At 60.3% G+C, this 19,062-nt stretch carries 23 protein-coding genes; 6 read left to right on the plus strand and 17 right to left on the minus strand.

Annotated elements, in window-relative coordinates; translation table 11 throughout:
• Together LH128_RS32000 and LH128_RS06940 are read left to right on the plus strand one after the other, a co-directional pair.
• Positions 1-275, plus strand: a 275-nt coding sequence (locus LH128_RS32000; RefSeq protein ID WP_008828891.1) for a type II toxin-antitoxin system RelE family toxin, incomplete at its 5' end; no start/stop codon positions are given.
• 51 nt (positions 276-326) lie between these two features.
• Positions 327-788, plus strand: coding sequence for a hypothetical protein (locus tag LH128_RS06940; RefSeq protein WP_008828892.1), 462 nt, complete (start codon positions 327-329; stop codon positions 786-788).
• An 846-nt stretch (positions 789-1,634) separates the two neighbouring features.
• Here LH128_RS06940 and LH128_RS06945 read toward each other — a convergent pair.
• From LH128_RS06945 to LH128_RS07000, 13 genes are all read right to left on the minus strand, one after another.
• Entirely contained in the window at positions 1,635-2,528 is an 894-nt protein-coding gene (locus LH128_RS06945) for an SDR family oxidoreductase (RefSeq protein WP_008828893.1), read from the minus strand.
• Positions 2,529-2,825: 297 nt separating this feature from the next.
• Positions 2,826-5,342 carry a DNA ligase D gene (gene ligD, locus LH128_RS06950; protein WP_008828894.1) on the minus strand — a complete coding sequence of 839 codons (2,517 nt, stop codon included), beginning with the start codon at positions 5,340-5,342 and terminating at the stop codon, positions 2,826-2,828.
• A gap of 52 nt (positions 5,343-5,394) precedes the next feature.
• Positions 5,395-6,081: a DUF6766 family protein gene (locus tag LH128_RS06955; RefSeq protein ID WP_327195089.1), complete on the minus strand. Its 687-nt coding sequence runs from the start codon at positions 6,079-6,081 to the stop codon at positions 5,395-5,397.
• Positions 6,082-6,123: 42 nt separating this feature from the next.
• Positions 6,124-6,726, minus strand: a complete 603-nt coding sequence (locus LH128_RS06960) for a cysteine hydrolase family protein (protein WP_008828896.1) — start codon at positions 6,724-6,726, stop codon at positions 6,124-6,126.
• 44 nt (positions 6,727-6,770) lie between these two features.
• Complete coding sequence (locus LH128_RS32005) at positions 6,771-6,965, minus strand: DUF3606 domain-containing protein (RefSeq protein WP_008828897.1); 195 nt, start codon at positions 6,963-6,965, stop codon at positions 6,771-6,773.
• Between the two features lie 281 nt (positions 6,966-7,246).
• Positions 7,247-8,089: a glycosyltransferase family 2 protein gene (locus LH128_RS06970; RefSeq protein WP_037518254.1), complete on the minus strand. Its 843-nt coding sequence runs from the start codon at positions 8,087-8,089 to the stop codon at positions 7,247-7,249.
• Positions 8,089-8,670 (minus strand): SAM-dependent methyltransferase, encoded by a 582-nt coding sequence (locus LH128_RS06975; RefSeq protein ID WP_008828900.1) that lies wholly within the window; start codon positions 8,668-8,670, stop codon positions 8,089-8,091. The genes LH128_RS06970 and LH128_RS06975 overlap by 1 nt, the downstream gene beginning before the upstream one ends.
• The gene (locus LH128_RS06980; RefSeq protein WP_008828901.1) at positions 8,667-9,335 is read right to left on the minus strand and encodes a PIG-L deacetylase family protein; all 669 of its coding nucleotides are present in this window, start codon (positions 9,333-9,335) and stop codon (positions 8,667-8,669) included. The genes LH128_RS06975 and LH128_RS06980 overlap by 4 nt, the downstream gene beginning before the upstream one ends.
• Positions 9,329-9,508, minus strand: a complete 180-nt coding sequence (locus LH128_RS34380; RefSeq protein ID WP_008828902.1) for a hypothetical protein — start codon at positions 9,506-9,508, stop codon at positions 9,329-9,331. Before LH128_RS34380 ends, LH128_RS06980 begins: the two co-directional genes overlap by 7 nt.
• Positions 9,508-10,374, minus strand: a complete 867-nt coding sequence (locus tag LH128_RS06985) for an acyl-CoA dehydrogenase (protein WP_327195090.1) — start codon at positions 10,372-10,374, stop codon at positions 9,508-9,510. Before LH128_RS06985 ends, LH128_RS34380 begins: the two co-directional genes overlap by 1 nt.
• A gap of 56 nt (positions 10,375-10,430) precedes the next feature.
• Positions 10,431-11,480 carry a glycosyltransferase gene (locus tag LH128_RS06990; protein WP_008828904.1) on the minus strand — a complete coding sequence of 350 codons (1,050 nt, stop codon included), beginning with the start codon at positions 11,478-11,480 and terminating at the stop codon, positions 10,431-10,433.
• Positions 11,477-12,409, minus strand: a complete 933-nt coding sequence (locus LH128_RS06995; protein WP_037518257.1) for a glycosyltransferase — start codon at positions 12,407-12,409, stop codon at positions 11,477-11,479. The genes LH128_RS06990 and LH128_RS06995 overlap by 4 nt, the downstream gene beginning before the upstream one ends.
• The gene (locus LH128_RS07000; RefSeq protein ID WP_037518260.1) at positions 12,406-13,506 is read right to left on the minus strand and encodes a glycosyltransferase family 4 protein; all 1,101 of its coding nucleotides are present in this window, start codon (positions 13,504-13,506) and stop codon (positions 12,406-12,408) included. The genes LH128_RS06995 and LH128_RS07000 overlap by 4 nt, the downstream gene beginning before the upstream one ends.
• 416 nt (positions 13,507-13,922) lie before the next feature.
• On the opposite strand from LH128_RS07000, the gene LH128_RS07005 reads away from it, so the two are divergent.
• Positions 13,923-16,019 (plus strand): catalase, encoded by a 2,097-nt coding sequence (locus tag LH128_RS07005; protein ID WP_037518271.1) that lies wholly within the window; start codon positions 13,923-13,925, stop codon positions 16,017-16,019.
• 65 nt (positions 16,020-16,084) lie between these two features.
• Complete coding sequence (locus tag LH128_RS07010) at positions 16,085-16,267, plus strand: hypothetical protein (RefSeq protein ID WP_008828908.1); 183 nt, start codon at positions 16,085-16,087, stop codon at positions 16,265-16,267.
• A 64-nt stretch (positions 16,268-16,331) separates the two neighbouring features.
• Here the strand turns inward: LH128_RS07010 and LH128_RS07015 are convergent, their stop codons facing one another.
• Entirely contained in the window at positions 16,332-16,520 is a 189-nt protein-coding gene (locus tag LH128_RS07015) for a helix-hairpin-helix domain-containing protein (RefSeq protein WP_008828909.1), read from the minus strand.
• The gene (locus tag LH128_RS07020) at positions 16,517-17,011 is read right to left on the minus strand and encodes a nucleoside deaminase (protein ID WP_037518263.1); all 495 of its coding nucleotides are present in this window, start codon (positions 17,009-17,011) and stop codon (positions 16,517-16,519) included. The genes LH128_RS07015 and LH128_RS07020 overlap by 4 nt, the downstream gene beginning before the upstream one ends.
• A gap of 235 nt (positions 17,012-17,246) precedes the next feature.
• On the opposite strand from LH128_RS07020, the gene LH128_RS07025 reads away from it, so the two are divergent.
• A complete protein-coding gene (locus LH128_RS07025; protein ID WP_327195091.1) occupies positions 17,247-17,642 on the plus strand; it encodes a hypothetical protein in 396 nt (131 codons plus the stop codon).
• A gap of 27 nt (positions 17,643-17,669) precedes the next feature.
• Here LH128_RS07025 and LH128_RS07030 read toward each other — a convergent pair whose 3' ends face one another.
• Positions 17,670-17,954 (minus strand): hypothetical protein, encoded by a 285-nt coding sequence (locus LH128_RS07030; RefSeq protein WP_008828912.1) that lies wholly within the window; start codon positions 17,952-17,954, stop codon positions 17,670-17,672.
• Positions 17,955-18,102: 148 nt separating this feature from the next.
• On the opposite strand from LH128_RS07030, the gene LH128_RS07035 reads away from it, so the two are divergent.
• Positions 18,103-18,354: a DUF3072 domain-containing protein gene (locus tag LH128_RS07035; RefSeq protein WP_008828913.1), complete on the plus strand. Its 252-nt coding sequence runs from the start codon at positions 18,103-18,105 to the stop codon at positions 18,352-18,354.
• Here the strand turns inward: LH128_RS07035 and LH128_RS07040 are convergent.
• Positions 18,348-19,062: HWE histidine kinase domain-containing protein (locus LH128_RS07040; RefSeq protein WP_008828914.1), on the minus strand; the 715-nt coding region annotated here is incomplete at its 5' end. The genes LH128_RS07035 and LH128_RS07040 overlap by 7 nt on opposite strands.

Consider the following 19,062-nt stretch of genomic DNA (forward strand, 5'->3'; position numbering starts at 1 on the left):
TGTCATCCAGCGCCGAAAAGTCCCTTTCCAAACTCGATTGCCAGACCGCAAAGCGGATCATTACGTTCCCGCGCGAGCGGGTTGCAGCCGGTGAAGATCCCCGCGCGTCAGGAAAGCCACTGTCCGGGCCCTTGGCAGGTCGCTGGCGCTACCGCGTTGGCGACTACCGGATTGTCTGCGAGATCGAGGATGGCAGGCTTGTCGTGCTTGTGCTGACCGTTGGCCACCGAAGTGGCATTTACCGCTGCCCCCCTAAGGACATCCATAACCCATAGAGAGAAGGGGGAAGGGGACGGGCGATCCATGGAGGATCGACGGAGGTTCCCTTGTCCTACACCATCAACATTGGCGCAGCGCCCGCGAACGCCCATTGCGCCCAGCTTAGCCAGACCTCAGATTTCGAGCGGGTCAATCGCTTCGAGATCGACGCCTACCGCATCGGCATCATCGCGATCCACGGAAGACGGGCTTCGCTCCTGGATCGAGGCTGCGATTGCGTGCCCCTCGAATATGACGGAAATGTCGCCACCATTCCGAGGCCCGAACTCGACGAGGTGACGATCGGCGCGCTGCTGACGACACGCCCCGGCGCCAACGGCCACTTCGCGACCCCCGTGTTCGAGACCATCCACACCAACCTTTCGACCGCATTTCCCAAACTCGCCGAGGCCGCCCGCGCGCGCCTTGCCGGCGATGTGGGCGTTTGCGGGAGGGTGCGAAATCCTACGCTGAGGATTTGGCCAGAGATATTCGCCGATGAGGCTGACATGCTCCCCGTCCAGCGGTGAAACGTGCGTTAGGAGTTTGCGCGGAACGCGGACGCCCGACTTCCGGTCATGTCGCCATCGGAGACGTCGGCTTTCCAGAAGCCGGTGGCGAACAGTAATGGAACCAACGCCACCACGATTAGACCCCCTGATCGCTAGCGTGCGCCCCATATTATCGCGTTTCTCGACAACGACCCAGTTTCAGTGAGCGTCTTCACGGACTTCTGCCGTAGCGCCTCTCCTGGATAGTCGCTGCAATCAGCGCGCGCAATAAGATGCGGTAGATAAAAAATCCCCAATGATGATAGGGTACCTTTTTCCGAGCAATTTATTTTTTGCAGTGCACAAATATCAGATGTGTGACATTTGTCACGTGCGATCCGAAGGGCGATTCTAGCCCTTTTTAACTTTTGCCTCGAGAGTCGATCTTGGCTCTTGGGGCATTTTTTTATCCTTTAGGCCCCGAGCTAACACGTTGCAGTAGCCATAAACTATAGGCCCGGCATCCTCGCAAGCCCTTACTATAGAGCCGAGATGGTTCGTTTCAATCCTGCCCCTCGATGAAGGCGGCGGTGTACATGCATAACGTACTGGGGATCGATAGCAGCACCGCCAGGGCTAAAAATGGCAGTGCCAGAAAGAATCGAACATTCGGGGTCATGGTGTCCTCCGTCGCAATTCGAAACATTAAACACGCAGAACTATTGTTGGTGCCCGGATACCATGGCTTATCAGACCTTGCGCTCCGGAAGTAATAGCCGAAGCGCCTGCCCCGACGCTGCTCAATGTGCAATATGGGCGTGGTCTAAAGTCGGACACACCGGATGTGCATCTGGCGGCGCAGCGTTGCGCCGAGCCGCCATCAATTCAAGCGATGCCGGCGCCACCAGAAACGCCATACACTTCACCGGTTATGTAACTGCCTTCCTGGGATGCGAGCAGTACATAGACCGGCGCAATTTCAACCGGCTGTCCGGGGCGACCAAACTGACTTTGCTCGCCAAATCTGGCGACCTTCTCCTGGGGCTGTCCACCGCTTGGCTGGAGAACGGTCCAGAACGGGCCGGGAGCCACGACATTGGCTCGGATGCCTTTCTGGATGAGTTGCTTTGCGAGAGCCTTTGTATAGGCAACGATGCCTGCCTTGGTCGTGGCATAGTCCAAGAGGATATCGGAAGGCTCGTAAGCCTGCACCGAAGCCGTGGTTATGACCGACGAGCCGGCGGGGAGATGCGGCACCGCCGCCTGCGTAATCCAGTGCAGCGCATAGAGGTTGGTCTTAAGGGTCTTGTCAAAATCCTCTGAGCTGACCTCCTCGACGCTCTCGCGAAATTGCTGGCGGCCCGCGTTGATGACCAGGATGTCCAGGCCCCCAAGCTCGCTCACCGCGTTTTCGACAAGCTGCTTGCTCCAGGACTCCTCAGCAATGTCGCCTGGCAATGCCACGGCTTTGCGTCCTTCTGCTTCGATGAGGGCAATGACTTCTCGCGCGTCCTTCTCCTCGTCGGGCAGGTATGCAATGGCGACATCCGCGCCTTCGCGGGCGTAGGCGATCGCCGCAGCTCGCCCGATACCGGAATCTCCGCCCGTGATGAGAGCTTTTCTCCCCTTGAGCTTGCCTGCACCAACATAGCTTTCCTCGCCATGGTCGGGCTTGGGGTCCATCTCCGCGGCTACACCCGGCGCTGTTTGCGGCTGCTCCGGGAAGGGAGGCTGCGGATATTGTGTGCGCGGATCTTGCATTGCAAGGCGGTCGGTCATGAGCGCTCCTGTCCTTTGGATTTCGCCCGCCTTTCACAGGCGGGAAGGCAAGAATCAAAGAGCTTGTGGCCCCTCCGGTTCCATGCCGAGGCAATTCATACGCGCACATGCGTCACGCCATTCCGTATTGAAAACCGTTCGCCGATATCACCGATGAGGTCGGTGCGTTTCCATAATCAAGGCGTTCCCGCTTGAACAAACGCCTTCGCAGGCGCAATATGGCAAAGCGTTTCAGGCATCCTCTTCCAGACTTCAGGCCGTCTTCGCTGGCCTTTTCTTTTGCCTTGCTCGGTGAGATTAAAGATCCGGGAGCAATTGATCTGCCCGCCCCCACAGCGCGAGATTTTTCGAGGATGCCCGCTTCAGCATTTCGGCACCATCGCCGATATGCCAGCGTGACGGCTTATCCAGATTGCGCAGTTCGTCCCAGGTTACCGGGACCGCAATCGGGGCGTGTTCGCGGTTGCGCGCGCTATAGGGCATGACGGCGGTCGCGCCGCGCTGGTTTCGCAGATAGTCGATGAAGATCCGTCCTGTCCGTTTGGCCTTTGAAAGGGCGGCGGTGAAACGGGCTGGCTCCGACTGCTCCAGCGCCATGGCAAAGCGGTGGGCAAAGTCTTTCACCACTGGCCACTCCGCCGATGGCGTGAGCGGCGCAATTACGTGAACGCCTTTCCCGCCGGTCACCATCGGGAACGTCGTAAGGCTCATTTCGGCCAAAAGATCACGCACATGGAAGGCGGCCGACACGACATCCTTGAAACCAAGGCCCTCATCAGGATCGAGGTCGAAAACCAGCCTGTCCGCTTTCTCGACATCCTCGATACGCGCGCCCCAGCCATGGAATTCGATGGTGCCCATCTGTACGCAGGTAAGCAGGCCAGTGGGCGTATCAACGAAGAGATAGGCTTCCTGATGCCCATCCTTCTCCCGGATTCCCACCTGTTTTACTGCATCGCCAAAGCTACCGGCATCGTGCTTCTGGAAAAAGCATTTCTTCGCCCGGCCTTGCGGACACCTAACGAGGCTGATCGGGCGGCTCCCGGCCCATGGCAGCATGATCGGCGCGACCGTTTCGTAATAATCCGCCAGCTGTCCTTTGGTAAGCTTGCCTTCGGGAAAGATCACCCGTTCGCGGTTACTGATGTTCACCGTGCTGGCGGGCGCAGCGGTGGCCACGTAAACCGCTGCTTCCTTCTCGATCACCACAGCTTCCGGCTTCTTGTCCTCGCGCAGCCCCAGATAGCTGGGATGTCGCAAGACGCCTTCATCGGTGAACTCCAAATACGCGATTTCCGCCACCAGCTTCGGCTCGATCCAGCGCGCCCCGCGCACGGCGACGCGCGGGGCCGCGACAGTTGGCTCCTTTCGCGCGAGCGGGGCCATGATTTCCAATAGGCGCTCGATCTCCTCGCTAGTGAACCCGGTGCCCACTTTCCCGGCATAGCGAAGCTGGCCGTCCTCGTTGACGCCGAGGAGCAGCGAGCGGAATCCGCGTTGTTTGTCCGAGGGCGTCCAGCCAACAATCACGAATTCCTGCCGACGTATGCACTTGGTCTTCACCCAGCTGCCGCTGCGCGAGCCGCTGTACCGCGCATCCACACGCTTCGAAATCACCCCCTCCAATCCAGCATCGCAGAAGCTGGTCAGCAGTATCTCTCCATTGCCAATGATATGGTCGGAATAGCGAAGGCGGCCCTTTTGCCCGGTCAGGAGCGCGACGAGTTTTTCCTTGCGGTCGATCAGCGGCAAACCGGTTAAATCGTCGCCGTTCAGTTCCAGCAGATCGAAGGCAAAATAGTCGATCGCGCCAGAATGATCCTTGAGCGCAGCCTGCAGCGCTTGGAAGCTGGTGCGACCATCGGCCAGCGTCACCACCGCTTCTCCGTCGATCAGTGCGCTATCGACATTGAGGAGGGTTGCCTCGGCGATCAGACCCGCAAAGCGATCCGACCAGTCGAGCCCCGATCGGGTATAGGCGCGACCTTCGCCGCCGCCGACGGCGATGAGGGTTCGGTAGCCGTCATATTTAAGCTCGTGCAGCCAGCGGTCGCCTGACGGCACATGATCGACGAGAGCTGCAAGCTGGACTGGTTGGAAGGGCGGCAGCTTGCCCTTCTTTTTGCGTCGGCTCGCCGCGACGGCACCCTTCGATGGCTTTTTTGCCTTCGATCTGGCGTTCGCTTTTCGTTTCGCGATCGGTTTGCCTTCGGCAATCTCCTCCATCGTGCGGCCACTGTCCACACTCGTGAGATGCAGCCCGATAAGATCATCCGAGCCACCCGCGAACTCATCCTCGATCTTGCGCAGAATCCAATTTTCGCCCTTTTCGCGTCCGCGCGGTTTGAGACGAAACATGATCCACTCGCCTTGCATTCGGCGTCCGTGCAAGGTGAAATGGAGGTGGCCCTCGGCCAACGTCTTGTTCGGATCCTTGCCCGGGACCGGTTCCCAGGTGCCGTTATCCCACAGCATCACGGTGCCGCCGCCATATTCCCCTTTTGGGATCGTACCCTCAAAACGCGCATAGTCGAGGGGATGATCTTCCGTGCGGACTGCAAGGCGCTTGTCGTCAGGGTTAGGGCTTGGTCCCCGTGTCACCGCCCAGCTGATCAGCGTCCCGTCCAGTTCGAGGCGGAAATCATAGTGAAGGCGGCTCGCGGCATGCTTCTGGACGACAAATCCGTTGCCCGCGGCCGGCGTGGATGCTCCTGCTGGCTCAGCGGTTCGCGAGAAATCGCGCTTTTCACGATACTTTGCCAGACGCTTTTCTGCCTCTGTCGATGCCGCCTTTGCTTTTGAAGCTTTTGCCATGTCCGCTCCGATCAAGACTTCTTGAATCCGCAGGACGGTGCGACCGTTCCCCTTACTCGCCCGTCTGTTTGTTGGGTGCTGCGACAGCCTTGGATTCAGGGGATTCGCGCTGGCGCAGGAATATCGAAAGGACAACCAGCACCGCGGTCGAAAGGAACTCGCTTTGCCAGTTCTGAAAAGACTCGAACCATAGCTGCGCGTCGCCGAGATAAGCCAGGACAGATAGCGGTGCCTCGCCATGCTCCAGCGCCTCTTCGGCCGCAGCGCGCGCACTGTGCAGCCAATGCATGACGAAGGAGGCAACAAACAGTAGCGCGAGCGCCAGGCCGAGGGATCGCGCGTACAGGGCGCGCCAGACTGGGCCTTTGCGCAAGATAGTCGGGGCGCCAGGCTGATAGGCCTGACGCTCCAGATGTTCGTCGCGATCGGGATCGGCAAGGTCCTTGGATTCAGCCGAACCGCGCTGGATCAGGAGGGCGGTGAGGACCACATAGGCTGCCATTTGCAGAAACTCGCTCTCCCAGTTTTCAAAGACCGAGGATAGGAATTGCGGACTGGCGGCATAGGCAAATAGGGACAGACCGGGCTGCTCATGCCTTCGGGCATCCTCCAATGCGACATGCCATCCTGAAATCCATTGCCCAACGATGCAGATCGCAAAGAGGGAAAGGAGCGCAATCGTCAGGCCGTTATCCTTCAGCCACCGCATCGACGCCTCCCAATCCTTATTATCGCCCATAGCAACGCGTGGGAAACAATCCGGTTCGGAGCAGGGCCAGTTTTAGCGCTCTAAGCTATGGAGCCATTCGTCGATCGTGAGGTCGGAAGTGGCTGACGTCTGCGCGCCCATGCTTTGTGCCATGATCTCCAAAGCCCACCGCCCGCGTTCTTCGCTTTCCGCAGCGACAGCATCCTGCGGCACCCAAAGGTCATATTCGCGCATATGGGCGTCCGCCGCCGTGAACAGGACGCATATGTCCGTTGCGATCCCGCTCAGGACCAGCTTGCTGATGCCAAGCTGGGGCAAAAGCACCGGCAGGTTTGTTGCATAGAAGCCGGAGAATTGCGGCTTTATGATGAAATAATCGCCCGGCCCGGGCCTCAGCAGCTCAGTAACCGGATTTGGCTTTTCAAGCGCGCGGGCGACAAGGCTGGAAGCTTCCGAGTGCCACTCGCCGAAATTGTCGTTCACGTAAATGACCGGCCAGCCTCGCTCGCGAAACGCGCTTCGCAAGCGATGGACGCATTTCGCAGCCACCCGGGCTGCGGGTTCGAGATCATCGGCCCCTTCGAAATCGAAGCAGTTGACCATGTCGAGAATGAGCAGGCCCGGGTTGCTTAATTCAGCAGGCTTGATCGAGCTATTGCGGTTTGTTTTGGCCATTGGTTAAAAGGATAATGGCAATCCGCGCAAAGCAGGCGGCCATATTATTCCTGTCCTCTTGCGATCCTGGCGGCTTCTGCGTCCAGCTTTTCACGATTGTTTCCGTGACGATTGATGAGCTCCTGAACCTGATCGCGTGTCAGCCCATGCTTTTGCGCGAAATAGTCCACCTCATACTCCTCGTCGCCCGCGACCCTGCTGCGATCCGGTTCTCCGCGCTGGGATTTATCGTCTGCCATAGGACACCTCTCGCCTACCAATTGTAACGATAGCGCAACCCTTATCTACGGCTACGGGTTCCGATTGTTGGGTATTGATCGAGAAGCATCTCAACTGGATCCACATTCCCGCCTCTCCACCCGGCATCCGGTGATCATATCCGGTTCTTATCCATGCCTGCTACGTCCAAAGTCATCTACGAGCACCTGCCTGACGGTTGAGATTGGGATTGAAATAAAGGTGCGGCGGCTCAGCTCCTGCCACCGTTCGTTTGATCGCGGTATCGTTTTTCTGCTCTGCACTAATTTGCTGGTTCGACGCGGGCGGCCGCCATTTCGCATGCTGTCGGCAGGCGCAAGAGATCCAAAGCGTTCTCCTCCCAGCGCACGAGTCCAAGCCGTTCGAAGCCGGCAAGCCAGCCTTCCATCGGCCACCGATCCCAGCGCGCATGGAACATCCGTGCATTGCGCACAATGTCAGCAACGTGCTGCACGGGTGGCTCGTAGCTGTCATGATACTGATGACAGGCAATCGCCTGTCCGACAAATAGTAGCTTCAGTCCGGCAGCAGCAGCCCGGAAACCAAAATCGGTATCTTCGGCGCCGTAGCCGGTGAACCCCTCATCAAACCCGCCCAACGCCGCGAATGTCGATCGACGCAGCGCGAAGGCAAGCGACCAGAAGAGCCCAGCATTGGTTTCCTCTCGCACGCCTCGGGTGGGAAACGTCCGTACGGGATGAGCCCGGCCATGCTTCAGTAGGTAGGTTTCTTCCCAAGATCCGCGCGCATGATCGGGGCCAAGATAGCGAATATCCGCGCAGAGCAGGCTGTCATGCTCGGTGAGAGTCTTGGCCAGGAGGCCGACGCAATCACGCAGTGGAATGCAATCGACATCAAGGAACACCAGCATATCGTGATTGGCCAAGGCCGCCGCGCGGTTGCGGGCGGCGGCCAATGGAAGGCCGACTGTCTCGAACCGCTCGATGCGGACGGGGAAGCTTGTCGGTCCCACTGTGACCGGATCGTCACTCATATCGACGACAACCAGCTCGTCGGGTTCGCGATCGCTCCGGCGCAGGCCCTCGACGAGCTGCTCTAGATGCGCGCTCCGGTTACGGACAATGGTGAGGACCGAGATTCCCATCAACGTCGCTTCCACAAATCGAGACGATATGTGTCTCGCCGTTCGGCGAGCTCAACGTCAAAGTCCGCAGCAAGTTCGGACCATAAAGCTTCGACCGCCTCATCGCCGCTTTGCGGATAGTCGGTTTCGCCTGTGTAATGGACAAGGATGATCCGGCCGCCGGGAGAAACGTGATCGCGGAGCCATTCGCTTGCACGGTCGAGATCAACCAAACCCCAATAATAGGCCACTTCGGACAGCACCACGAGGTCGAAATCTTCGGTTTCAGGAGTTTCGCGGGGAAACGCCATTTGGGCCAGCGACACGCCAGGCCGATCGCCGACCCGTTCCCGAGCTTTTGCCAATGCCTTTGTGCTGATGTCGACGGCAAGCAGGCTGTCGCACATGGGAGCCAGATGCCCGGTCAGCACGCCATGGGCGCAGCCTATCTCCAGCGCGCGGGCATATCGTCGGTCGGCCAGAACATCATGCGTGTGAGCAAATTTGGCGGCTTCATAGTCGCTCGACGCAAGATTCCATGGATCATCGTCCGACCCGAAAATGTCATCAAAATATTGTGCGGTCAGGCTGGCGCCGGTCATCGGCAATCCTTTCTCAATGTCAGAACGTCTTGCGCGGCCATGCGCAACTTCTCCGGTGGAAGGCGGAAACCCTCGCCGATCACCGGCGAGAGCTGGCTACGATGGGCCAGAAGAGCATGACGCCGCTGCCCAACGGGCATGGCCGGCGTTGTGATATGTCCCGCACGGCGCGGCGTATCGCTCCAGACATGATAGGCGAACAGGGCGATCGGCCGCCTCGCCCTTCGCAAGGCCGCTTCGGCCAGCTTGTACGCCGCAACATGGTCGCAATGCGCCTCGCTTTTATCGGAGACGGCAATTGCATCGATCCGGTGCCAGCGCAGCAGCGCAGCAAGCCGATCGGCCCCCCGTGCGAATGCTTTACTGTCGGTAGGATGGGGGTGAGCATCGCGCCATCCCATCCAGATCGTCGGGATCGCTTTGGCGCCTAGCCTGCCAACCGCATTGCGGGCTTCCCTGCGCCGGGTCGCGGCAACGCGGGGCGTACCTTCGGGGTGGGAGCCTGTCCCATCGGTCAGGAAGACGATCCCCCCGAGCCGGTCGTTAGCGGCGCAGTGTGTGATCAAGGCGCCCGCGCCGAGGGTCTCGTCGTCGGGATGGGGAGCGAGCACGAGCCAGCGCGCCTGCGCCCAGCGGCTTTGGGCCAAGGCCTCGGCTTTCACCACAGCTGGTCGCTTTCTTCCCAAATGTCATGATCGAGAAGCGTCCGGGCGGCCTCGTCCCGCGCATGATCGGGTCCGGCCTGGCGCAGGTAGAGAGAAAGGTCGCGGATGATCTTGTCCGCGCGTTGCCCGTCAAAGGCGCTGCGCGTGCCAAGGAGGCGCGCAGCGGCCTCCATCACGGTGAACCCGGTTTTTCGACGACCCCGCGTGTCAGCCGCGCGACGGCAACGGCGTCCGCATCACCCGAAGCGAAGCGCTGCGCTGCTTCATCCACCCAGAAGCCTGCGGTTCGCACCGCTACCACGGCATCGGCAAACCGCGCCCGCTGCAGCGGATCTTCGCGGGCGCTATCGCGCAGGGCCGACCGGATTTCCGATGCAAGCGCCTCGATGCCGCCAAGCTGCACCGCGCAGAAGCGCCAGGCGCCTGCGGTAAAGCGAGGATCTTGGTCATAGTCGCCCGGCTTACCCAGTAGCATGAGCGGCTCGACAGCCATGTCGTCGAGGACATATCGGCCGCTCACGCTCGCACGCATTCCGCGAACACGCCAACCCGACAGGTCCGTCCGCGCCCTTTCATTGGCGGGAACAATGACCAGGCGCCGCGCGGTGTCCTCGCAGGCGGCTGTGATGAGGGCATAATCGAGACCGCCGGCGCCGCTTGCGAACATCTTCTCGCCGATCAGCGACAGGGTCGCTTCGCCAGCGAGCCGGACACCGGGCGACGGCTCGGTCGCCCACACACCGAACCACGCACCGCGATCCAGCACTTGCGTGAGCCACTCAAGCTGGTCAGGCGATCCGTACCAGTCGAACAGCGACATCGCGTTGACATGGCCCTCATACAAGCGACCGATACTGAGATCGCCGCGCCCGACCTGACGAAAGGCCTTTGCCATCGCGCGTGCGCGGGCCGCCTCGTTTTCAAAGATGTCACCTCCACATAGTTGCGGTGCGAACCGACGGTGATGACCGCTATGGATCAGCGCTGCCAGGCTATCACTGGGAAAATGGGGTGCGGCGTCATAGCGGGCGCCAAGCATCGCAAGACGGTCGACGATATCGATCGGGTTAGAAGCTTGGTCGTGAGGGTCGGGGATCACGCGATATCACTCCTGTTTGAGACTGCCGGAGCACAAAGGCCATCGAGCCAACGCGCGACCCGTTCCGGCCCGCTTTCACCTTCAAGGCAAGCCGGCCATTGCTGGTTTTGCGCGATTGCCCGACTGAGAAGGCCAGACCATTCGTGAGGCTGGGGCCAGTCATGTCGCACGATTGCTCCGCCCACTGCCGCCAGCCTGTTGGCCTTCGATGCCTGCTCATCAAACGGGCGGGGTTCGGGCAGACAGATGAATGGGCGCCGCGCCGCCAGGACGGCGCTGACGACGCCATCGCCTGCAGCGCCAATGACGACCCTGGCTGCAGCAATCTGCGCTTCCGCATCATCGACCCACCCCCGCAATTCAAGATTGGGTGGCAAATCAGCGGGCACGGTGCAGGGACCGATGATGCGCCATTGCCATGCGGGCGCTGCTCGGGCTGCGGCTGCCCAGTGCTCGCCATTGGATACCCCGCCCCCGCGCCCAAGGGCGACCAGCACAACGTCATCATTCGCGCTGATATTCTGGTTGGCAGATTGGACGATGCCCGGCGCGTAGAGGGTCTTCTCGCGGACCCAGCCTGGGGTTTCATCATCGTCGAGCGCATCATGAAAAGGAGCGAGCAGAGCGGTAGCTGCGCGAAAGGCGTCCAGATGGGCCGCATCGAGCCGGCGCCCGCTCAACCGGACATACACCGTCGGCACCGATGCAAGCCGCGCCAGCATCGCCACCTCGGCCGAGACATCCACTACCATCAGGCGCGGACGTGACTTGGCGATCCAGCCTGACATTTGCGCCGTGCGCTGGCGGAGGCCTTCATGATCAAGCGGCGCATAGTGCAGGGAAGAAGGGCGATCGACATGATCGATGCCAGCGAAGCTGTCGTCGAGACGGTCGTCAGGCAAATCGAGGAAAGGCAGGTTTCCGGTTCTGCCGGCAAGCCCGCTACCCATGAGCATGACATTGTCTAGCGATTGACCGATTGCGATCGCGCGCTGGCGATGGCCATCGCCGTGATGATGGACATAATATCCGATCGGGCGGCTCATTGGACGGCTGCCATTTCGGCCTCCGCCGCGGGAAGCGGCATGTCGCAGGGCATGGGGGGAAGAGCACGCTCTGCTTCGAGCCAGGCCGCCATGCCTATCTTAGCCCTCGTTCGAAGTCGCCAGCGTGCGCGTTCCTCCCAATGGGAGAAAGCTGGGACCATAGGAATTTCACCGCTTACGGTGCAGTCGATCCACCGCTGCATGTCGGCCGCCATGCCGCCATTGGCACGCCCTGCAGTCCGGGAGGATGCACGGGTCCACACCGCATTCGGGTGGACGAGCTTGCCCCCCGCTTTGATCGCCGCTTCGACCAGGGCACGATCCTCGCCGGTCGGCAGAAGCGGAACGCCGCCCGCACGGCGATAAAGGTCGACGGACAGCGCGAGGCTGGCCCCCGTATGATCGCCGTGTCGGGGCGGCATATCCCACGCGACGGGATCGATCTTGTCCTCGATCGCGCGCACGGCCTCCCAATAGGCATCGAACCGGCGGCGCAGCCTGAAGATCGCCGGGGCCATGTCCGCTTCCAGTTCGTCCAGTTCGATGCGACCGCCAATGATCCGCTCCGGCGAAAAATGTGTCAGATTGGCATCGATCCAATCGGCGGGAGGCCGGCAATCCGCATCCGTTGAAAGCAATAGGCCGCCGGGCGCCAGAAGATCAGCGCCTATGTCCATCGCCGCGCGACGGGCAGATCCGGCGTGGGCAAGTTCTGGCTCAAACACGCGCTGAGCGATGTGAAGAGCAAACCCGGCATTGGAGCGAAGCGTAGCCTCAACGGCTTTCGCATGGGTGGCATCGCTACTGTTGTTGACGCATATCGCGACAGCGAAGGTCTGAACGGTTTGCTGTGCCAGGGCTTCGATCAGGCGACCGATATGCTCTGCCTCATTACGGGCGGGTATGCAGACGCAGACTGGTGGCTTCATGCGACGCTGGCAATGAGCGGCGCCGTCTGCGGCTCATAGGCTACAACCGAAGCAAGCGCGAGCTGGTGGTACACGGCTTCATACTCATCGACCATGCGCTGCGCGTCGCAATAGCGCTCCGCATGTGCCCTGCAGGCACTGCGGCTCAGCACTGAAGCGGCCAGTGCCGCCGATGCCAACGATGCAACATCATCCGGCTGCGCAAGAACGCCGCAATCCTCATTCAAGAGCGCAGGCACCCCGCCGCGCCGGAACGCGGCGACGGGGGTGCCGCAAGCCAGCGCCTCAGCCACGACCAGGCCATAGGGCTCTTCCCAACGCGGGGTGCAAAGCGCGGCGATGGCCCCTCCCACCAGGCGGGCGAGTTCGCGGTGGGACAGATGCCCGACATATTCGACCTTGGCGCCCAGACGCGGCGCAATCTTCTCATCGAAATAGCTCTGGTTCGAGACGGGGCCGGCGATACGCAGCGGCAATCCTGCAAGCCGCGCCGCATCGATCGCGTAGTCCAGTCCCTTTTCCGGGACGATCCGGCCATACCAGACCAGATACGGCGTTTCGCTTGCGACAGACTGGTACGGAAAGTGCGTCAGATCGATGCCGTTGGGAATGACATGATCGGTCTTGGCCACATGGCTCCACATGTCGGCCGTCGCCTGCGAAACGGCGACATAGGTCATCGGTCCACGGTTGAGCCGAACCCCGCTTTCCAGCCAGCAAAAGGGCGGGGTGTGGAGCGTGGTCAGGACAGGGGTAGCAAGCGTCTCGGCCATGCTGACGGGGAGATAGTGCAGCGAATTGTTGTGGATCACGTCAAACGATCGCGACCGCAATTCGGTCATCAGCCCGAGATACGCATGGTGTTCGCGGAAGAAGGCAACGTCATTGGCTTCATCAATGCCCGTTTCGAGAAGCGAGGTCTCATCGCAGATCGCTTCCACCCCCAGTGCGGGATCGGAGCGCGTCGAAGCAAAGAGCGTGACGTCGTGCCCGCGTTCGCGCAGTGACCGCGCGAGCATGTGGGTGTGCATCTCCAGCCCGCCTGCAAACGGCTCACTTATGGGAAACTTCAAATGGGCTATGATGGCAATACGCATTCAACGGGCTCCCAGCGACGATGCATATGTTTCGCAATCGCCAAGCCGTTAACGCTTATATGAAGGTTTATTTCCCGAATGTAGCCGGGGTTTTCTGCAACGAGTGCAGCTTAACTTCGGTCAATATAGTGATCGCAGACTTTCGCGGCCAACAGGAAAAAATCAGATCGCCAACTGGGGTCATTTACGTGCAGATGTTAACAGCAGAGAAAGAGTGTTGACTATATGAACATTATAGTCCGCCCAAGGCGGTGATTTAGATGTCTGGCTATTTCCAAAGTATAATATGCGACTCGCCAGCTTGCCGGTGGGCCCCCATGGACAATATCTTTCGTCTCTGATCTTCAGGTGCCGACTTTTTCCCCCCTGATGCGTTGCGAGTGAACCATATCACGATCAGCGCGAAAGGGACCGACATGGCCAGTAAGAACGTAATCGAAAACACCACGGGAAGTGGCGGGGAAACGCATCAGCAAGGAAGTGACGATAATGTCCTGACCACCAACCAGGGTATCCGGATTTCCGACAACCAGAACCAGCTCAAGGCAGGCGCGCGCGGCCCGGTCTTGCTGGAGGATTTTGTTCTGCGCGAAAAGATTTTCCATTTCGACCATGAACGCATTCCCGAACGCATCGTCCATGCCCGTGGCTCTGCGGCGCATGGCTATTTCGAGGCGACCGACGACATCTCCGACATCTGCAAGGCAGCCGTCTTTGCCAAGGGCACCAAGACTCCGGTCTTTACGCGCTTCTCGACGGTCGCGGGAGGCGCAGGTTCGGTCGATACCCCGCGCGACGTGCGGGGCTTTGCGGTCAAGTTCTACACGACCGAGGGCAATTGGGATCTGGTCGGCAACAACATCCCGGTGTTCTTCATCCAGGACGCGATCAAGTTTCCTGATTTGATCCATGCCGCCAAGATGGAAGCCCAGACCGGCTATCCTCAGGCGGCGACGGCCCACGACACCTTTTGGGACTTCATCAGCCTGATGCCCGAATCCACCCACATGATCATGTGGGCGATGAGCGATCGCACCCTTCCGGCCTCGTTCGCCACGATGGAAGGCTTTGGCATTCACACGTTCCAGATGGAAAACGAAGCGGGGGATGTGACCTTCGTGAAATTCCACTGGAAGCCCAAGGCGGGCCTTCAGTCGACAATCTGGGACGAGACGGTGAAGATTGCCGGCGCCGATCCCGATCATCAGCGCCGTGATCTGTTCGAGCGGATCGACCGGGGCGACTTCCCGGAATGGGAGCTGGGCATCCAGGCTTTCGACAAAGCGTTTGCCGACAGCCTCGATTTCGACGTGCTCGATTCCACCAAGATCATCCCGGAAGAGATGCTGCCCGTGCGTGTGATCGGCCGCATGGTCCTCGATCGCTATCCCGACAATTTCTTCGCGGAGACCGAGCAGGTCGCCTATTGCCCGGGCAACATCGTGCCCGGCATCGGTTTTTCCAATGATCCGCTGCTGCAGGGCCGGCTGTTCTCATACCTCGACACCCAGAAGTCGCGGCTTGGCACTGCTAATTTCCACCAGCTTCCGGTGAACGCGCCCAAATGCCCGGTGATGAATTTCCAGCGCGACGGCCAATTTCAGATGGCGGTGCCAAAGGGGCGCACGAACTACGAGCCCAATGGCCTGTCTGAAGGCGCCGAGACGCGGCCCGGAGATGAGCCCGGGCCGCGCGAATGCCCCGTCACCGGCTATCGCAGCATCGCCGCTGCAACGGGGCCGGACGAGGAAGGCGGCAAGCTTCGTATTCGCGCCGAGAGCTTTGCCGACCATTATAGCCAGGCGAGGCTGTTTTTCCGTTCCCTCGCCGAGCCGGAGCAGGCGCATCTGGCCTCAGCCCTAGTCTTCGAACTAAGCAAGGTCGGCTTGGCGCATGTGCGCACGCGAATGATGGCCAATCTTGTAAATGTCGATCCAAAGCTCGCCAAGCGTGTGGCGGACGGGCTCAATATGGAAGTGCCTGAGGCCTCACCATCGGCTGCGCCGGTCAAAGACATGGAGCCTTCGGCGGCCCTGCGCATCATCGAAGGTCCGCGGGCGCCAAAGTCGATTGAGGGGCGCACTATCGCGATCCTCATTGCCGATGGCTCCGATGCTGGCGTTGTCGACGAGCTGACCAGTCAGATCGGTGATGCCGGGGGCCGCCCTGTAATCGTCGCACCCAAAATCGGCGGCGCGAAGATGTCCGATGGTTCGGTGCTGGAAGCCGATTTCCAGCTCGCTGGCGGCCCCTCTGTGCTGTTCGATGCTATTGCCGTCATCCTGTCGGAAGACGGCTGCACGCAGCTTCTTAAAGAAGCGGCTGCCGTTCAGTTCGTGATGGATGCTTTCGGGCATCTCAAGGCGATCGGCCATACGGCAGAGGCACAGCCATTGCTCGACAAGGCCGGCGTTGAACCCGACGAAGGCGTCACCGACCTAGGTGCGATTTTCATCAAAGCTGCCGCAACCCGCATGTGGGCGCGCGAACCAAAAGTCCGCATGCTGGCATAGGCATTGATTGGGAACACGTCTCCCCGGCACGTGTTTTACAGTCATTCCAGTTGAAGGAGAGCACCATGAGCATTGAAGGCAAAGCCAAGGAAGCTGCCGGTTTCGTCAAGGAAGAGATGAACGAACACGGCAACACCCCCGAAGCGAAGAAGAAGGCCCAGGAAGGCCGCGATCTGCGCAACGAAGGTCGCGTCGAAGACGGCAAGGCACCCAAGACGACCGAACCGGGCACCGGCGCCAAGGAATAAGTCTCTATCGAGCTTCAGGACGCCGCCCCTCACGGGGCGGCGTCTTTGTATCTGCCAAGGTGGATCAGATCGTCAGGGAATCTTCCAGCCCATCGGCATTCCCGGCCATTCCCGGAACTTCTTCCAACTGACGCAGCGCGGTGAACGCGCCGCGATCTTCACGGTATCGCACGATCTCAAAACCATGGCCCTTGAGCCGGGGTATCGCATCGAGCTCGTCAGCGCTCGCCGTATTCACATTGATCTGCGTCATAGGTTGCCTTGCTCCTCGAGCGGCACATCGGCGTCGACCGGGTAATAAAGGCCGGCGCATTCTTCGCGCAGGCACCCGCCTTCGATCACGATGTTATCGCGATAGGCATCAGCGTTGAACGCCAATGTATCTACATGCTTGGCCTCGAAATACATTTCATGCACATCGTCCCGTCCTGCGCCATAGACAACCCGGCCTACTTTCGACCAGATCGACGCCATCGTACACATCCCGCATGGCTGAAGCGTCGAGTAAAGCGTTGCACCGCGCAGCTCCATTTCACCCGTGTCTTCGCATCCTCGCCTGATCGCCATCATCTCTGCGTGCGCGGTAGCGTCGGGTAATTCCTCAGTCTGGTTGCGCTCGCCGGCAATGATCTTGCCATTCAGAACAATCACGCAGCCCAAGGGGGAGGTAGAGGGATTGGATCCTTTGGACCGTGCAATCTCGATGGGCTTGCGCATCCACTCTTCATCTTCGGCCTGAGACACTCTCGTCCTCCTACTCATCAGCGAACGCGCAAAGGGGCGCTACCTGCCCCGGATAATAGGCCTTCGGCAACGCCAGAGCCCATTGTGGCCCCAAAAAACCAGTTTCCTCCTGGCGCGCCAACAGCACGCAGATCGGCGCAAATTAGACAGGCTGGACGCTGAGACCATTCTCAGGTCGGGTTTGAAAGACTTCGCGGTCATCATGTCTCCCCTGTCGGATTGAGGAACGCCTTCGGTGCGGAGAGGGTTTCGCGAGAGGATTCGTGGAAGTGAGCATGGCGGACGAACGATCATCCCCTACAAGGCCGGACATCATCCCGTCACGCCTGACGGACGCTATTTCGTCGTGCGCGGTCGGCTTTGGCGCACCTGCGATCCATCACTCGACCCGGACGAGCGCGAGCAGATGGTCCGGCAACTGATGGCGGCCCGGCGCGCGATCGCGAAGGCCAGAAGGGCTGGCGATATGGCGGCCGAGGATGCGGCCCACGGCGCTGTCGATCAGGTGAAACGCGCGCTAGGCGAGCGCGGCCCGGTTTGGTGGAGCGACGGTGCCCCCGATCTCAACCGCCACATGGCGCACACCAGTCCCTATGCCGACTGGTATGCCGGTCTGAAGGCTGACGATTAAGGCAATCGCGAAAGTCTAGCCACGCGATTACTTGCGGCGCGTTTCCCAGCCTTTCTTTGCGGCGGCTGACCGTTTCTCATGGCTCTGGGACGATCCGCTCTTGCGACCGCCCTTGCGGGACGCGCTGTGGTTCTCGGGCTTGCCTCGCCCCGATCCGGACTTGTTTCCGCCACCTGATTCCTTGTTCACCGTCGCCCACGCACGGCGTTCGGCTTCCTTCTTGCCGACACCGCGGTCCTCATAGCCTTCCTCGATATGTTCGGCCTTGCGCTTCTGCTTGTCCGTGTAGCTCGACTTGTCGCCCTGCGGCATTGCTGCTCTCCTGAACACTGGTCCCCGCATTTTGCGAGAACGACCAACCGGCAGATTTGCTTCCTCGCTTCGTCGCAGATGCCGCCACGGAAACCGGCGGTTCATGACGCCGTTCTTAAAAAGAACAATATGGGAACGTGAGATTGCCATGACCGAACAGCTGCACAATCCCAAGCTCGACGAGCATCCCGGCTCGAAAACCGAAAAGAATCCCGAAGGCTGGGTGTCCAGCGACGATCCGATGACGGGGGCGCAGGGCTCCTATTTGACGACACTGTGCAAGAAGCAGGCTAAGCGCCGCCGCCTGCCGACCTCAGCAAGGCCGAAGCGTCAAAACGCATCGATATGCTCAAGGCGAACCTCGGTTTCGACTGACCCCAAACAATACGATGTTCAGTGAGCGAGCTGGTCGCGGGCGAGACATATGGTCACGACCCGCTCGCCGCCATGCCACGCTTTATCGATCGTCCCGCCGAGTCCACGCAGAGCGGCGCTCATCAGCTCTGTCCCGAAGCCCTCATCGCCATTGTCATAACTGCCACCGTATTCGCGCCAAGCGATAGTGATGGTTGCGTTCGCCACGGTGATATCGACCGTGAGCTGGCCGTCGGAATGGGAAAGAGCGCCATATTTTACGGCGTTGGTGGCGAGTTCGTGCAGAAGCAGCGCTAGTGACGTCGAGGCATTAGCTCCGACGGGCGCGTCGCACCGCGCGATGGTGATCTGACCCTCGTTGCGATAGGGCTCCAGCACCGCCCTGAAGACCTCGCTTAGCGCGGGCTCCTCTTCGCCAGGAAGGCCGAGGACAAGTTGCTGCGCAGCGCCGAGCGCGGTGATCCGGCTGCTCAGGTCATTAGCGAAGTCATTGACATCGTCGGCCCTTCGGCGGCCGACTCTTACAAGCCCTTGCACGATCGACAGCAGGTTCTTGATGCGGTGATGCATCTCTCGAACCAGGAGCCGCTGGTTCTCGGCATGACGCAGCCGTTCGCCGATATCACGCGCGATCGTCGACGCCCCAATGATCTCGCCCGCGGCGTTATGCACCGGCGAGATGGTAACCTCGATATGGACAGGTTCGCCATCCCTGCGCCGGCGTACCGTTTCG

Origin of the sequence: Sphingomonas sp. LH128, from assembly GCF_000293195.2 — a bacterium.
Lineage (GTDB): Bacteria > Pseudomonadota > Alphaproteobacteria > Sphingomonadales > Sphingomonadaceae > Novosphingobium > Novosphingobium resinovorum_A.

What these genes read in the sequence shown, in the direction of transcription:
- LH128_RS06945 (WP_008828893.1), bottom strand. Translation starts at nt 2,528, where the DNA reads ATGACCGACCGCCTTGCAATGCAAGATCCGCGCACACAATATCCGCAG.
- ligD (WP_008828894.1), bottom strand. Translation starts at nt 5,342, where the DNA reads ATGGCAAAAGCTTCAAAAGCAAAGGCGGCATCGACAGAGGCAGAAAAG.
- LH128_RS06955 (WP_327195089.1), bottom strand. Translation starts at nt 6,081, where the DNA reads ATGGGCGATAATAAGGATTGGGAGGCGTCGATGCGGTGGCTGAAGGAT.
- LH128_RS06960 (WP_008828896.1), bottom strand. Translation starts at nt 6,726, where the DNA reads ATGGCCAAAACAAACCGCAATAGCTCGATCAAGCCTGCTGAATTAAGC.
- LH128_RS32005 (WP_008828897.1), bottom strand. Translation starts at nt 6,965, where the DNA reads ATGGCAGACGATAAATCCCAGCGCGGAGAACCGGATCGCAGCAGGGTC.
- LH128_RS06970 (WP_037518254.1), bottom strand. Translation starts at nt 8,089, where the DNA reads ATGGGAATCTCGGTCCTCACCATTGTCCGTAACCGGAGCGCGCATCTA.
- LH128_RS06975 (WP_008828900.1), bottom strand. Translation starts at nt 8,670, where the DNA reads ATGACCGGCGCCAGCCTGACCGCACAATATTTTGATGACATTTTCGGG.
- LH128_RS34380 (WP_008828902.1), bottom strand. Translation starts at nt 9,508, where the DNA reads ATGGAGGCCGCTGCGCGCCTCCTTGGCACGCGCAGCGCCTTTGACGGG.
- LH128_RS06985 (WP_327195090.1), bottom strand. Translation starts at nt 10,374, where the DNA reads ATGCTTGGCGCCCGCTATGACGCCGCACCCCATTTTCCCAGTGATAGC.
- LH128_RS06990 (WP_008828904.1), bottom strand. Translation starts at nt 11,480, where the DNA reads ATGAGCCGCCCGATCGGATATTATGTCCATCATCACGGCGATGGCCAT.
- LH128_RS06995 (WP_037518257.1), bottom strand. Translation starts at nt 12,409, where the DNA reads ATGAAGCCACCAGTCTGCGTCTGCATACCCGCCCGTAATGAGGCAGAG.
- LH128_RS07000 (WP_037518260.1), bottom strand. Translation starts at nt 13,506, where the DNA reads ATGCGTATTGCCATCATAGCCCATTTGAAGTTTCCCATAAGTGAGCCG.
- LH128_RS07005 (WP_037518271.1), top strand. Translation starts at nt 13,923, where the DNA reads ATGGCCAGTAAGAACGTAATCGAAAACACCACGGGAAGTGGCGGGGAA.
- LH128_RS07010 (WP_008828908.1), top strand. Translation starts at nt 16,085, where the DNA reads ATGAGCATTGAAGGCAAAGCCAAGGAAGCTGCCGGTTTCGTCAAGGAA.
- LH128_RS07015 (WP_008828909.1), bottom strand. Translation starts at nt 16,520, where the DNA reads ATGACGCAGATCAATGTGAATACGGCGAGCGCTGACGAGCTCGATGCG.
- LH128_RS07030 (WP_008828912.1), bottom strand. Translation starts at nt 17,954, where the DNA reads ATGCCGCAGGGCGACAAGTCGAGCTACACGGACAAGCAGAAGCGCAAG.
- LH128_RS07035 (WP_008828913.1), top strand. Translation starts at nt 18,103, where the DNA reads ATGACCGAACAGCTGCACAATCCCAAGCTCGACGAGCATCCCGGCTCG.